Raw genomic sequence first — 12,001 nt, 5'->3', positions numbered from 1 at the left:
ATTTCTATGTAGCTTTGCGTGTGGAGTTTCTCTGAAGACTCAGAGGGCGCATGTCCGTCCAGTTACTGTCCACATACTGGAGACACGTTTCGCGGCTGTCTGGCCCCATCTGAAGACGCCAGCCCCGTGGGATAGGCTTCTCAGCCAGCCATAGGGAATGCTGGCCCTCTTCATTCACGATCACGGCATAGAGTTTAGTTGGATTCGAAAAAGCTGACATAGAGTTGGCTCCAGCGTGTTTTGCTAAATTCGACTTGCTTATCGACCAGCTATTTAGCGCTCAGCAGTAAAGTGAGTTGTCTGGGCGAGCGACACCACGTTGAGGCCCAACGAACACCGCAGGTATGGCGCGTACAGGAGACAGAGCTGAGTTAGCTGTTAATGCTAAGCTTGCCGAAGTAGCGCTGAAGAAGGAAGCGGTGTCCGGAATATATTCCGTAATATTATCTGCCCAGACTGGCTAAAAGATTAGAGCAGTGTCACCATTTCACCCAACGCACGTCAGTGCTTTTGGCAACGTCGATCCAACCGATGATGGTGAGGCTCAGAGAAAATGGCCCGCACATTTTTTGAAAAAGTCTGGAACGATCACGTCGTTACCGAAATCGATTCAGACACGTCTCTGCTGTATATCGACCGAATTTTTTTACATGAACTAACTGGCGCCTCTGCTATGAGGCAACTGGAGAATGGAAGTCGCCGGCCACGCCGGTCAGATTCAGTATTCGTTACCATCGACCACGTAATTGATACGGCACCTGGCCGCACGAAAAACCAATCAGTTGCATCGCTAGGCTCCGCGATGATCCAAGAGACGACGGAGGCCGCCCGCCGATATGGGTTTACCCTTTTCGATGCCGATGATCGTCGCCAAGGAATCGTACACGTAATATCTCCCGACCTTGGAATAGCTTTGCCAGGCGTGACATTAGTTTGTGGCGATAGCCATACGAGTACTGTCGGTGGGGTTGGAGCGATTGGCTTCGGCATCGGCTCGACCGACTGTGAACAGATTTTGGCTTCTCAGACACTGGCTTTGAAGCGGCCGAGAGCAATGCGCATCTGGGTGACCGGTATTCTGCAGAACGGTGTATACCCAAAGGACCTCATTCTTGATCTTATAAGGAATATAGGGGCAAATGGAGGCCTTGGCTTCGCCGTAGAATTTGCAGGCCCCGCCATAGCGGCTATGTCTGTCGAGGGTCGGCTGACGCTCTGCAACATGGCAACAGAGTTCGGTGCGAAATTTGGCTTCGTGGCACCAGATGAGCAGACGTTCAACTATCTCGTGGGTAGGAACTATGCGCCCCATGGTCGGGCTTGGGATGAAGCTGTCGAATATTGGAAATCGCTGACGACAGATACGGACGCGACGTTCGACCGGGAAGTCAGCATTGATTGCGCCTGCCTTGAACCACAAATCACTTGGGGTACAAGCCCCCAGCACGTAGTAGGAGTTGCTTCGAAAGTGCCTGAGATTGAAGAGATCTCACCCGATCAACGGTCGTCGGCACTACGTGCGTTGGACTACATGCATCTCAAACCTGGGCAGCAGTTAGAAGGCCTCCCCGTTGATGCCGCATACATCGGTGCTTGCACGAATGCGCGGCTAGCGGATCTTCAAGCGGCTGGATCAGTTCTTCGAGGTCGCAGAGTTCACCCCTCGGTCCTGGCGATCTGTGTTCCCGGATCAAGAGAAGTCAAGGAGAAAGCCGAAGCCGAGGGCCTACATGCTGTTTTCAAATCAGCTGGCTTCGAGTGGCATGAAGCGGGGTGCGGGCTGTGTGGGCATATGGGCAATGATCGGCTCAAGGGTCTACGCGTTGTTAGTACGACGAACCGAAACTTTGTCGGAAGACAGGGGCCTGGGACGATGACGCACCTCGCGAGCCCAGTAACAGTAGCCGCATCAGCAATCTTAGGCGGAATCGCAGATATAAGGAAAATGGAAAATGCGGGGAGCGCCCTATGACGTCAATCCTCGTCGTCGGAACTGCTGTGCCTATCATTGAGGACAACGTCGACACGGACCAAATCACCCCTGGAACCGAGCTCATGCGTTCCGCTGATGACAGCTACTTGCGGTGGGGAGGCGCGCTGTTCGCTGAAAGAAGATACAATCTCGATGGAAACCTGAACCCGGATTTTATCCTAAATCAGACCGAGTGGCTTGGCGCGACGTTCTTGTTGACTGGGAAGAACTTTGGGTGCGGATCTTCCCGTGAATGGGCCGCTAAGGCGATTCGCGGGTATGGATTCAAGGCAATTCTCGCTGAGTCCTTCGGAGAGATTTTCATAGGTAATTGTTACCGGCATGGCATAGCGCCAATCGTGCTTTCCCCCAATGAAATCGGCCAGCTACGACATGTCGCGTTGCAGCACTCCCCGATCACCATTGATCTGGCCAAGCAGACGATTTCCACCTCGCCCGAGAAGAAGTTCGATTTCAAAATACCAGAAATGTATCGCCGGATGCTTATCGAAGGAATCGATGAGATTTCCTTTGTGATGAGATTTGCACCATCGGTGGAGAACTTTGAGAAGACTGATCGGTTGAAGCGGCCTTGGATGCATGTCACCCGGGCCAATAACGGGAGTAAGTGCTATGGCAGCGAACGAGATTGCCGCAAACATTGTCACGAATGCAGTTGGATGGCGGCGAGCTGACACCCGAGATCCCTCAGCTTGGACATACACCATATCCAATGCGGAACGGGAAGAGATTGAAGTTGCATTCGCACAAGCTAGTGAAAGCGGTCTGGACACCCACGAACTAACACATAAGGAGTTTCCGCTTCCGAACTTCGGACTGAGGCTTCACAGCCTCACGAAGGAACTGGAAAACGGGCTTGGCTTTCGTCTCATTAAAGGCCTCCCAATCAACGACAAAGATGAAGCTGGCGCTAGGCTCATCTCGTGGGGTCTCGGCCTTTATATAGGAGTAGCCTTACCGCAAAATTCTGATGGCGCGCTGATCCATGACGTACGTGATCGCGGAGAAACCAGTGCGGCGACATTGCGCGGCAATGGCACCTCTGAAGAAATCCAATTTCACATTGATCCGTGTGACGTGGTTGCTCTTTTCTGCAGGCGATCTGCCGCCGTGGGCGGACAGAGCAGGTTGTGTAGCTCGATCGAAATTCACAATCGATTGGCAATGGAGGACCCAGATTTGTTGGAGGTGCTCTATTCAATGCTTCCGTTCGCTTCTTTAGGCAGTGCCCCCCCAGACGCGCATGTCTATAACACTCCGGTTTTTGGATGGAAGAATGGGCTTTTTACGAGCCACTTTTATCGCGCTCGCATCATCCATGCCGGATCACTCCCGTCGGTGAATCTCTCTCCCGAACAGAGACGAGCAGTCGATCGCGTCAGTGAGATTGCGTCCAATCCGGATATGTACCTCGAGATGAACCTTGAGCCAGGGGACCTACAGCTGGTAAACAACCACATCCTCTACCACGCCCGGTCGTCATATGAGGACTACCCCGACCCTGACCTGCGCCGACACCTTTTTCGCCTTTGGTTCTCTGTACCCGACAGTCGCGAACTCCCCGATGAGTTCGCAGGTTTTTGGGGAACGACCGAGGCGGGAAGCGTCCGGGGAGGCGTCAGATCTTGGCAGGATAAATATCAACATGTGAGTCGATACCAGAAGGCGATTGCCGAATACCATGGTATGGCAGTAGCAAAAAGCTAAGCGAAAACCTACACCAACCCTAAATGTGAAACGCCGAGAACGCTGCTCTTTTGAGTGGTGTGCGGGGAGTATACACGTGTCTCAACCCCACCATCTTGATTATCTCGAAGCAGAAGCCATTAACATTTTCCGTGAGGTTATAGCTACATTCGAGCGCCCGGTAATCCTTTACTCCGTCGGAAAAGATTCCTCGGTACTTCTTCATATTGCCCAGAAAGCCGTCCACCCGGCGCGGCTGGAAGTCCCCCTACTTCATATCGATACGACGTGGAAATTTAAGGAAATGATCGCCTTTCGTGACGAGACAGCAGTCACGAACGGGCTGAAGCTTATCGTTCACACCAATCACGAAGCCGTCCGCGACAACATAAATCCGTTCGAACACACCCTCGACACCTACACCCATCAGATGAAAACAATAGCACTGCGCCAGGCCCTTGAGGCAGGTGGTTTCGATGCCGCAGTAGGAGGCGCGCGGCGTGACGAGGAAAAATCCCGTGCGAAAGAAAGAATTTTCTCTCTTCGTTCATTTAACCATTCATGGGACCCGAAAAATCAGCGTCCGGAAATGTGGAACATATTCAACACCAATCTCTCGCAGGGCCAAACCATGCGAGTATTTCCCCTTTCCAATTGGACCGAATTGGACATCTGGGAATACATCTCATGCAAGAACATCCCGATAGTATCACTGTATACCTCTGCACAGCGGCCGGTGGTGCGCAGAGGGCGACAGTGGATCGTCGTCGATGACGAGCGCTTTATCCTGCAGTCTGGCGAGACGCCTGAGTACAGGAACGTTCGGTTCCGCACGCTGGGCTGTTATCCCCTTACTGCCGCCGTCGAATCAAACGCGTCCTCGGTCAAAAAAATCATTAGGGAAATGAAAACGACTAGAATGTCGGAGCGTCAGGGTCGCATCGCTGACAGCGACCCAGCGAGCTCAATGGAGAGGAAAAAACGGGAGGGGTATTTCTGATGCGGCAAGAAATCCGCACTCGGCTGGAAAGGTCTCACGCTCAACAAGTCCAAAAGTCCTTGCTGAGATTCATGACCTGCGGCTCAGTGGATGATGGCAAGTCAACGTTGTTAGGTCGCCTCCTTTACGACTGCAACGCGCTGTACGACGACCAGCTTGAGTCATTGCGCTGTACAAATGGCCAGATTACTACTTTGCCAATCGACTTTAGCGTCTTGCTGGACGGGTTGGCCGCTGAGAGGGAGCAGGGCATAACAATCGACGTGGCTTATCGCTACTTCTCCACCGCATCGCGACGTTTTATCCTAGCTGATACTCCGGGACATGCACAATTTACCCGGAATATGGCCACAGCAGCCTCTGTGACGGACTTGGCCATAATCTTGATCGACGCGAGAAAGGGCCTGCTAGAGCAGACTAGGCGGCACACTACTATTGCTTCCTTTCTAGGGATCCAAAACTTCATCCTCGCAGTAAACAAGATGGATTTGGTGAACTACGATCACGGTATTTTTGAACGAACCTCACGATCCTTTAAGGTATTTTCCGAAGGTCTAGGAATCCAAAATTTTAGCGCAATTCCGGTTGTGGCGACTGACGGCGACAACGTAACAACCCGTTCAGAGAGGATGCCTTGGTTTAAAGGTGCGACGTTGATCGATTTGTTGGACAACGTCGAGGTTCCCTCACAAGGTTGCAATAAACACTTTCGTTTCCCGGTTCAGTACGTGATCAAAAGCGGGGATTTCCGCGGCTTTTGCGGCAAAGTCGCAGCAGGAGCTGCAGCGGTTGGTGATCCCGTGCGCGAGGCGCGATCAGGAAAGCTCACAGTGATCAGCCGGATCACGGTAGCCGGATGCCCCACCGGGCAAGTGACCAGCGGTCAGAGCGCCACTATTTCCCTCGCGGATGACATTGAACTCGCACGAGGGAACATTCTGACACAATTGGATACCCCGCCACATGCGACGGATCAACTTTGTGCAATGATTATCTGGTTTCATGAAAAAGCGTTACTTCCAGGACGGTCGTATTTATTACGAACCCAGATTGACCAGGTGGCTGTAACCGTCACAAGCTTAAAGAGCCGCGTAAACATTGATAGCGGTCGCGAGGAGGCCGCTTCGGAGTTGCGTCAGAACGAAATTGGCATGTGTAACCTCCGCATGCAGCAACCAATCTGCTTCGATGAATATAAGAAAAATCGTGAAACCGGCTCCTTTATCATAATAGATCGCATGACAAATGAAACCGCCGGTGCTGGAATGATCATGCATTCCCTCAGGCGCGCAGGCAACATAACCTGGCAGGTTCAAGAAGTTGACCGAGAAGCCCGCAGCCTCATCAAAAACCAAAAGCCGGTCGTGCTTTGGTTCACCGGCCTGTCCGGCGCTGGTAAGTCTACCATAGCAAACCTCCTAGAGAAGAGGCTTCATGCGCGAGGTCAGCACTCCTATCTCTTGGATGGGGATAACCTCAGGCACGGTCTCAACTACGATCTAGGATTCAAGGCGGCGGATCGAGTTGAAAATATAAGACGAGTGACCGAGGTAGCCCGCCTCATGGCAGATGCAGGCTTGATCGTGATCGTTTCGGTGATTTCGCCCTTTCATGCTGAAAGGCAAGCCGCAAAGGATAAGATCGGACCGGAAACATTTGTGGAGATATTTGTAGATACGCCGCTCGAAGAATGCGTCCGTCGGGATCCGAAAGGTCTGTATATTCGAGCCCTGACTGGCGAAATACCTAACTTCACAGGCATAGATTCGCCGTACGAAAATCCGGAGTCACCTGATCTTACCATCACAACTTTAGCGCTAACGCCCGAAGAAGCCGCTGTGGGAATTGAACGGTGGCTTGTCGCCCACCGCTACATAACAGACTTATCGTCAGCCAAAAGCACGTCCTGACACGCGAACGCGAAACGGCAGCCCGCTACACCTCCGCAAAAGTGGCCTGCGAAAAGGATATACAGAGTTCAAATGGCAAGATTTCTTTTTCTCATTGATGATTTTGCCGGCCATCTGTTTGCGACGGTTGGCCTTGCTCAAAGGGCACATGAAGCGGGTCATCAGGTGCTATTCGTTTCAAGCGCCGCAGCTATAGAAAAAGTGAGAAACAAAGGCGTGCCTGTTTTGGCCGAAGATCGCTTTATTCTTTCAAGAAACATCGTCATGAGTTGGGGCGAGCTTCGAAGGCGCAACTCCAATAGATCGAGACGCGTAGATCATTTCTTGGAGATAAGAGGAATCGTTCGCAGCCTAGTCGACAGGTTCCGCCCGGACCTGGTGCTCTTCGATCCGTTCCTACTGCACTTGTTTCCGTTTTTTTGGGAAGTGAACGCCAACTGCGCATCAGTGAGTACAAAGCCGCTGTTGACGCAGGACCCACAAGTACCTCCGTACACATTTCGCTATTGCCCCAAGACCACGCGGACCAGCCGCGCGGCCATCCTAGCACTTTGGTGGCTTCAGAAACTAAAGTTCAGTGGCGATTGCCTCAGGGATAAATTCGAGGAGTTGGCGATCGGTGTCTCTTCGAGATCAAATATCAACGTCACATCAGCGATAGCGAATTTCCCGCTCTCAACGATGTGGAAATCTCGGCCGGTCAGGTTTGACAAGGCATTTTGGAGCATGCCCGAGATTGTGCTCCAAGCCAAGGAATTCGACTTTCCGCGAGTAAACTCCGTACCTGACGCCTACTTTATAGGCCCATGCGTCGCTCACGATGACGATGAAGCCGACGTGCCGCTAAAATATCCAGAAGGCACGGGACCGCTTGTGTATTGCAGCCTAGGTACCGTGCGGCGAGGGGAAACCCACAGGATGATCGACTTTTACCGCAAGGTTATTCGAGGGGTCGGGGTGAAAGGCGGATATCGCCTTTTAGTTGCGACAGGGTCGAGAGAGGAAGCCACCAAATTGGCATCCGAATTCGAGGGCTACGGAAACATTGTCATCCTAGGATGGGCATCGCAACGGCAGGTATTAACGGACGCTTCAATCTTGATCACACATGGAGGCGGAACCTCAATAAAGGAGGCAATTTCCAAGTGCGTTCCAATGGTCGTTTTTCCTCGACGCGCTGATCAACCCGGATGTGCGAGCCGTGTGGTCTATCATCGACTGGGGACAGCACATTCATTTCGCACATGTACCGAGAAATCCATTAAGGCAGCTGTCGATAACCTCATTCTCAATAGTTCTTTCCGAGATCGCGTCAGGACACTAAACGAAGCTTTCGCTGGTTATGATGCGGAAGACATTCCGATGAGAACGTTAACTCGCTTAGTAACTACCGGGGCGAAGCAATGTCATCGCCACGAGGACCTTCTAAAGCAGGTTGCATCTATTCCCCCTCATAGCCTGCAGCTTTGAAGAAATTCCGGCATTCTGTGATCGGGAAAAGGTCGCAGATGTCACCAAGAGCTTGAGTTATGGTTTCGAAGGTTCTTGCGGCTGTTTGCGCAGCAGCGTCTTGAGCTTTGAGAAGGCCATCTCAATGGATTGAGGTCCGGGGAATAAGGCGGCAGGAACAGCAGCCACGCACCACGCGCCTTGACCAATTCTTCCGCTCGCGGACTTTTTTGAAAGGCGACGTTGTCGCGGATCACCGTATGCGGCGTCTGCGCCCCATTGATTTTTCAGTTGCAGCGGCTTGATAGTTTTGCCTTGGGGCCGGTGTGAGCTCACCGACGAGTATCTGACGAGCTCATTGTGAGGCCTTGATGCGGGCGGCATAGGCCCAAGGCATCAGGGCATCAGGGCATCAGGGCATCGATGTCTTTGACGAGGTGGCCGTTTGCGAGGCGGGTGAAGAGGTCGCACAGATAGGTGTAAGGTTCAACGCCGTTCATTTTGCAAGTGCCGATGAGACTGGCAAACCGAGCCCAATTGCGCCCCCCTTCATCGTGCCCCGCAAAGAGCGCATTGCGGCGGTTCATGGCCGGGCGGCGGATCGCGTTTTCCACCAGGTTGGAGTCGATATCGACATGGCCATCGTCCAGGAACAGCCGGAAGCCATCCTGTCGCGTCAGCATATAGGCCAGGGCTTTTCCGAGGTCAGACTTGCGTGAGACGCGCGCGGCCTGGGCTGCCAGCCAGGTGAAGAACTCGTCCACCAGCGGGAGGGACAGGTCCTGTCGAACTGCCCGGCGATGTTCGGGATCTGAACCTCGGATACTGTCTTCGATCTTGTATAGCGCGGCGATGCGAATGAGCGCCTCGTCGACGATGGGTGATCCGCTCTTAGGCGCGGCCTTGATCAGCTTTCTACGCCCATGTGCCCAACAGAAAGCCAGCTTCAAGGGTTCGCCACCGTTACGATCCGACGTGGCGAGGTGCGAATAGCCGCCGTAGGCATCCACCTGGATTGTCCCGTTGAACCCGTCGAGGATCTCAGCGGCATATTCTCCTCTACGCCCGGGCCGATAATGGAACACCACGCCTGACGGAGCAGAACCATTCCAGCCGCGGTCGTCGCGCAGCACGGCCCAGAGATAGCCGGTCTTTGTCTTGCCTCGCCCAGGATCCAGCACCGGGGCGGTCGTCTCGTCGACATAGAGGCGCGTGCTTTCCCATAGTAGCCGTTTGGCCATATGGTCGACCACCGGTGCGATTTCGCTGCCCGTGCGGCCCATCCAGTCGGCCAGCACCGTGCGGTCTATCGGCACCCCGTGTCGCGCCATGACCTCAGCCTGCCGGTTAAGCGGCATATGTTCGGAATGCTTGGAGACGGCAATCTCAGCCAGAAGGGCTTCGGTCGGCCAGCTCCCTTCCAGCAGATGTGCCGGCGCTTTGGCCTGGACAACGCCCGTTCGACCCTTGGGGCATGCGTATTTCGGGCGGATCGTGACGATCACCTCGTAGCGTGCCGGGACCCGGTCGAGCCGTTCCGTCCGATCCTCGCCAATCCGAACCATGTTGCCGCAACCGCAGGGGCAAACGATGCTCTCGGGCTCGATCACGCGCTCGACCCGCGGCAGGTGTTCGGGCAGTGCACGGGCCTTGCGCTCCTTGCGAGGAACCGCCTTGCCCGGATCGGATGCGCTGGCTTCGATCTTTTCCTCGACGGCGGCGATCCGCGCCTGTGTTTCGGCGATCGCCGTTTCAAGGTCTTCCAGCGCCAGTTCCATCTGCGCCGGATCAAGCTTTTCCGATTTCGGCCCGAACTTCGTGCGCCTGTAGTCGTGAACCTGCCCCTCAAGCTTCTCGATCAGCTCCTTCAACTCGGAGATGAACGCGTCCTTTTCGGCCACCACAGCCTGCTCATGCTGACGTGCAGCACGCTCGACCGACAGCTCGAACTGCATCGCCGCAAACGCCTTCACCACCTCTGGCGGAAGGTCCGGAAACAGGCTGAGATCAAGAGCCGATGACATGCGACTTTATAGCAAAGCAGCATAAAAAAATCTAAATTAAACAATGCAAAGGCGGCCGGATATTCACCCTGCCGCCGACGGCGCCGTCACCCGTTGCGCCATGACCCGCCGCCAGTCAAGACCCTCGAACAAAGCCTCGTATTGACCCCTGGAAAGACGCATCGTCCCATCCTGAACCTTGGGCCAAGCAAAGTTTCCATGTTCAAGAATTTTGTAGATGAGCACCATTCCGGTGCCATCCCACACCAGGATTTTTAGGCGGTCCCCGCGTTTTGAGCGAAAGATCACCGTCACCCCAGAATGCGGATCGAGCTTCAATTCGGTCTGCACCATTAGAGCCAAGGCCTGATGACCACAGCGGAAGTCAACCGGACGCGTTGCGATCAGGATCGGCAGTCGTTGGCCCGCGACGATCATGACGGCCCGCGACGATCATGACGCTCCTCGCACAGCGCGAACCAGAGCGGCGACCCGTTCAACGGGCACATCATTAGGAACCCGCATCACAACGTCTGAGCCAATCTCCAACGTCAAAACTTGCGCCTGCGGCCCTTCGGAGGCCAGCTTCGGAAGCGACAAACGATTGACAGGCTCAGGTGGCTCCGCAGCGATTGCCAGAGGCACGAATGCCGGCTCGATACCATCGTGCTCCGACAGCGTCGTTGCCGCTGTAAACGGCAGCGCCAGAATGCCGTCGCGCACTTGACGCCGCCAATCAGAAAGCTGGTTTGCTATAACGCCGTGACGGCGCGCGACATCCACAACACGAACACCAGGCTCAAAGCTTTCCGCCACGATCCGTGCCTTCACATCATCCGGCCAACGCCGGTTTCCGCGGCGCGGCTCGACAACTTTGTAGCGACCAACAAATCCATCATCTGCCATGCAAATCTCCAGACAAAACTGGAAACGTTCTCGCATACGCAGCAAGCCTCAAAATACACCCAATCCAATGGGGTGGAGACGGCGCTTACGGATCACCACATCGCCGGGCGACAAGGTCGGCGCGAGCTGGGTTTCGATCCAGGTCTCGAAAATGCGGCCATTCATCGGTGCATTGACGATCAGGGTGCTGTCAGACCGTGACACCGCAGACCGGCAATGAAGGTCTGGCTCGTCCAGAAGCCAAACGGCGCGTGCGTTCGGTAGCGCTGACCCCTTGGCGACCATCCGGTGCGTTTGGTGAGTTTGGTATTGGTTGATGTCTCGTCGATAAAGATCAGTCGAGCCAAGGAGTTGTTTAAGAACCGCTTGCGCAGGTTGATCCACAGGTCACGCGCGGGCGATCTCCGGGCGCAACTGCTCGTGTCAGTACCGGAGCAATACTCCCCAATGTGCCGTTTGAATCTTCCCCAGGTGCTGCGGCCGCTGGTCTTCCGGGGCGCGCCCCGGAAGACCAGCGGCGCGTCATTGCCGATACTCCTTCCGATGGCCGGAAGGGGGACATTGGTGATCAAGCTGAGGGAGACGATCATGATCCTGGATCTGCATCAGCAGGGGCTGACAGTGTCAGCTATCTCCAGAGAAACAGGCATCGATCGCAAGACGGTGCGCAAATACATAGAGCGGGGCCTCGAGGTCCCGGCTTATGGACCGAGAAAGCCTCGCGCGACGTTTATCGATCCGTTCGCTTCATATCTGCGGGAGCGGGTGAAGACCTATCCCGGCCTCACTGGTAGTCGATTGCTCCGAGAACTCCGGGATCGAGGTTATGCCGGTGGTTACACCGCCGTCACGGACTTTCTTCGTGACGTGCGACCTCCGGCAAATCCAGGTTTCGAAGTTCGCTTCGAGACGCCGCCAGGCGAACAGGCCCAAGTCGATTTCGCCCAGTTCCATGTCGTTTTCACCGACGAGCCAATGACGCCAAGGATCGTTCGGTTGTTCTCGATGGTGTTGGGTCACAGCCGCCTCATCTGGGCTCGCTGATCGCCGCGCA

10 protein-coding genes and 3 pseudogenes are annotated in these 12,001 nt (G+C 54.6%); 7 read left to right on the top strand and 6 right to left on the bottom strand.

All coding sequences use genetic code 11. The features are described 5' to 3' along the window. Positions 1 to 4: 4 nt before the first annotated feature. Entirely contained in the window at positions 5 to 220 is a 216-nt protein-coding gene (locus AVI_RS29855) for an MbtH family protein (RefSeq protein ID WP_080517059.1), read from the bottom strand. Positions 221 to 553: 333 nt separating this feature from the next. On the opposite strand from AVI_RS29855, the gene AVI_RS23370 reads away from it, so the two are divergent. From AVI_RS23370 to AVI_RS23345, 6 genes are all read left to right on the top strand, one after another. Further along, positions 554 to 1,972, top strand: a complete 1,419-nt coding sequence (locus AVI_RS23370; RefSeq protein WP_041699206.1) for a 3-isopropylmalate dehydratase large subunit — start codon at positions 554 to 556, stop codon at positions 1,970 to 1,972. After that, positions 1,969 to 2,667 carry a 3-isopropylmalate dehydratase small subunit gene (gene leuD / locus AVI_RS23365; RefSeq protein ID WP_012655103.1) on the top strand — a complete coding sequence of 233 codons (699 nt, stop codon included), beginning with the start codon at positions 1,969 to 1,971 and terminating at the stop codon, positions 2,665 to 2,667. The genes AVI_RS23370 and leuD overlap by 4 nt, the downstream gene beginning before the upstream one ends. Continuing rightward, a complete protein-coding gene (locus AVI_RS23360) occupies positions 2,606 to 3,700 on the top strand; it encodes a TauD/TfdA family dioxygenase (protein WP_041699204.1) in 1,095 nt (364 codons plus the stop codon). The genes leuD and AVI_RS23360 overlap by 62 nt, the downstream gene beginning before the upstream one ends. Positions 3,701 to 3,776: 76 nt before the next feature. Further along, the gene (gene cysD / locus AVI_RS23355) at positions 3,777 to 4,679 is read left to right on the top strand and encodes a sulfate adenylyltransferase subunit CysD (RefSeq protein WP_012655101.1); all 903 of its coding nucleotides are present in this window, start codon (positions 3,777 to 3,779) and stop codon (positions 4,677 to 4,679) included. Next, positions 4,679 to 6,589, top strand: coding sequence for an adenylyl-sulfate kinase (gene cysC, locus AVI_RS23350; protein ID WP_012655100.1), 1,911 nt, complete (start codon positions 4,679 to 4,681; stop codon positions 6,587 to 6,589). Before cysD ends, cysC begins: the two co-directional genes overlap by 1 nt. Before the next feature lie 72 nt (positions 6,590 to 6,661). Further along, a complete protein-coding gene (locus AVI_RS23345; protein WP_012655099.1) occupies positions 6,662 to 8,059 on the top strand; it encodes a glycosyltransferase in 1,398 nt (465 codons plus the stop codon). Here the strand turns inward: AVI_RS23345 and AVI_RS29850 are convergent. The 5 genes and pseudogenes from AVI_RS29850 to AVI_RS23325 form a co-directional block, all read right to left on the bottom strand. Next, positions 8,031 to 8,295, bottom strand: a pseudogene (locus AVI_RS29850) (transposase); the annotation flags it as partial. The gene AVI_RS23345 and the pseudogene AVI_RS29850 overlap by 29 nt on opposite strands. A 98-nt stretch (positions 8,296 to 8,393) precedes the next feature. Continuing rightward, a pseudogene (gene tnpC / locus AVI_RS23340) lies at positions 8,394 to 10,062 on the bottom strand (IS66 family transposase). A 63-nt stretch (positions 10,063 to 10,125) separates the two neighbouring features. Further along, entirely contained in the window at positions 10,126 to 10,479 is a 354-nt protein-coding gene (gene tnpB, locus AVI_RS23335) for an IS66 family insertion sequence element accessory protein TnpB (RefSeq protein ID WP_007602186.1), read from the bottom strand. A gap of 15 nt (positions 10,480 to 10,494) precedes the next feature. Next, entirely contained in the window at positions 10,495 to 10,947 is a 453-nt protein-coding gene (gene tnpA / locus AVI_RS23330) for an IS66-like element accessory protein TnpA (protein WP_012655097.1), read from the bottom strand. A 48-nt stretch (positions 10,948 to 10,995) separates the two neighbouring features. Beyond that, positions 10,996 to 11,232 (bottom strand): hypothetical protein, encoded by a 237-nt coding sequence (locus AVI_RS23325; RefSeq protein WP_012655096.1) that lies wholly within the window; start codon positions 11,230 to 11,232, stop codon positions 10,996 to 10,998. A 279-nt stretch (positions 11,233 to 11,511) separates the two neighbouring features. Between AVI_RS23325 and AVI_RS23320 the strand changes: the two are divergent. Next, positions 11,512 to 11,988, top strand: a pseudogene (locus AVI_RS23320) (helix-turn-helix domain-containing protein); the annotation flags it as partial. Between the last annotated feature and the right edge of the window lie 13 nt (positions 11,989 to 12,001).

Origin of the sequence: Allorhizobium ampelinum S4, assembly GCF_000016285.1 — a bacterium.
GTDB classification, from domain to species: domain Bacteria; phylum Pseudomonadota; class Alphaproteobacteria; order Rhizobiales; family Rhizobiaceae; genus Allorhizobium; species Allorhizobium ampelinum.
Note: the sequence above shows the minus strand (reverse complement) of the source record. Positions and strands in the feature narration are given on the sequence as shown.